The 1868-nt window shown below is 57.6% G+C and carries 2 protein-coding genes; one reads left to right on the top strand and one right to left on the bottom strand.

Annotated elements, in window-relative coordinates:
- Nucleotides 1-194 precede the first annotated feature (194 nt).
- Nucleotides 195-1439, top strand: a complete 1245-nt coding sequence (locus AC1DPR_RS31765) for a glucosidase family protein (RefSeq protein ID WP_477105178.1) — start codon at nucleotides 195-197, stop codon at nucleotides 1437-1439.
- Nucleotides 1440-1512: 73 nt separating this feature from the next.
- Here AC1DPR_RS31765 and AC1DPR_RS31760 read toward each other — a convergent pair.
- The coding region (locus tag AC1DPR_RS31760; protein WP_477817996.1) for a hypothetical protein at nucleotides 1513-1868 on the bottom strand (356 nt) is incomplete at its 5' end.

Raw genomic sequence — 1868 nt, 5'->3', positions numbered from 1 at the left:
GTAATATCCTGCGCTGCCTTTTCAGCCTGGCGACGAGCAATGCACGCGTGGTAAGCGTCGCTTTGCGCGCTCGATCCAAGGTGTTTTCTTAGGCAAGTGATCAACCATTCTCCTTTGCTGTTTAGCGCAGGGTGACCTCGACTGCCCCCGCGCTTTTCTCCGCTTGTAACAGTTGGCAACAGCGAAGCGCTCCCTTGGCGTTTGACGCCTTGGGGCAGCATCCCTATGCACGCACACCCATCGTGCGCTCGGCGAACCCCGATTTACATCAATCAAGCAATCCAAGTATGGAAGTGAAATCTCTACACCCTTTGCATGACCTTCCCGCCAAGGGAACGGTTCTGTTGACCGCTCTTGTGCTGACCGTAGCCGGTTGTGGCGGCGATGGTGACCCTGCAGAATCGACTGCCGCGGCCCCCACCCGTCAGGTCGCGCAGGTGAATTCGGGCTTCGATATCCTCGCCAATCTGGATGCCTTGAAAATTACCACGGGCCCCTTTGCCGGCGCCTATCAGGTTGGCGTTGGCAGCAACTGGCTCAATTGGTATTTTGCGAATATCGGCCTGTTCGCCTTCATCAAGGACCGTCCCAATGAAGTTCGGACTTACATGGACTTGTATATCCGGAACGTCAGCCCTGCGAACTACACCATCAACGACGTCAAGTTTGGTGGCGATCTGAATTCCCCGATCCAGTGTCCCGCCGACTCCAACGATTCGTATGCGTCGACATTCCTGTCGCTGGCATCCGAGTACATGAGAGTCACTGGCGACACCGAATGGTTTCGGCGCAACCTGCCAGCTCTCAAGTCCATCGCGTATGCGAATCTGGCTGCCCCGCAAAAGCCGAACGGCCTGATCTCGGTCTTCCGGCAAGACTACGCGCCGCCGACCCATCCGACCTATTGCGCCAGCTTTACGCCGTCAAGCATCGCCTACACGGAAGACAATACGGAAAATTATCGGGGGCTGGTCGATTTTTCCAACGCACTCAAAGCGCTGGGCGATGCGGATGCAAGTTACTACAACCGGGTTGCCGCATCGGTTGCCGCGGGAATTCAGGGCCGATCCGATGGCTCGATCTTTTATGTCGCGGATGCCGAGAACACGCCCAATCCAAATTTCTATCCCGGTACGGTCACGCAGGTGTTTCCGCAGCTCTATGAAGTCCCCTTGTCCGCCGATGCGGTGTCCACACAGCGCCGATATGACAATGGCTACGCCTACCTGAGTGCGCACGCGCCGACCTGGTCCACCCAGATCGATCCGAGCGCAGGCTATCCGTGGATGCTCTTGGGCTACGTCGCGGCGAAACGAGGCGACACGGCGCGCGCGCAGCAGCAGATGGCACTGCTGCGAGCCAATAGCGGAAAGGCGATCATCAACGAGATTGGCTTCTACAAGCGCATTCTCGATGCGGGCGTCAAAGAGACAGGCTAACTTCCTGCGCCGTCGAGGGCCGACGCAGCGCTAAAGGGGCGGGCTGATGCCCGCTTCCACAACGCACTACGCGCTACCGTTCGACCCTCTCCCAACTCATCGCCCACCCATACAACGCAATACATCCGAACACCAGCATCGTGGGACCGAACACAAACGACAGCAGCGGCATCAACAACAATGAACAGGACACCATCAGGTAAACGTGCAACGTCAGCTGCATCGGCACCGCGATGATAATGAACACCAGCGTGAGCAACGTCAGGAATATCTTCTTCGGCCAGGAGAAGTCGAAGATGTAATAGACAAGCGCATGTCCCCATGGCAACAGGAACAGCAAGCTGGCGCAGGTCTTCAGGCCGTTGTCCACATAGCGGCTGGCCGTATACGGAAAGCTATGCGGCGCCACCGCGAAGAACAGGAGCGCCG

It is taken from the genome of Rhizobium sp. 01T417, from assembly GCF_056398905.1.
The sequence above is the reverse complement of the archived record's forward strand: the minus strand, read 5'-3'. Positions and strand labels throughout refer to the sequence as shown.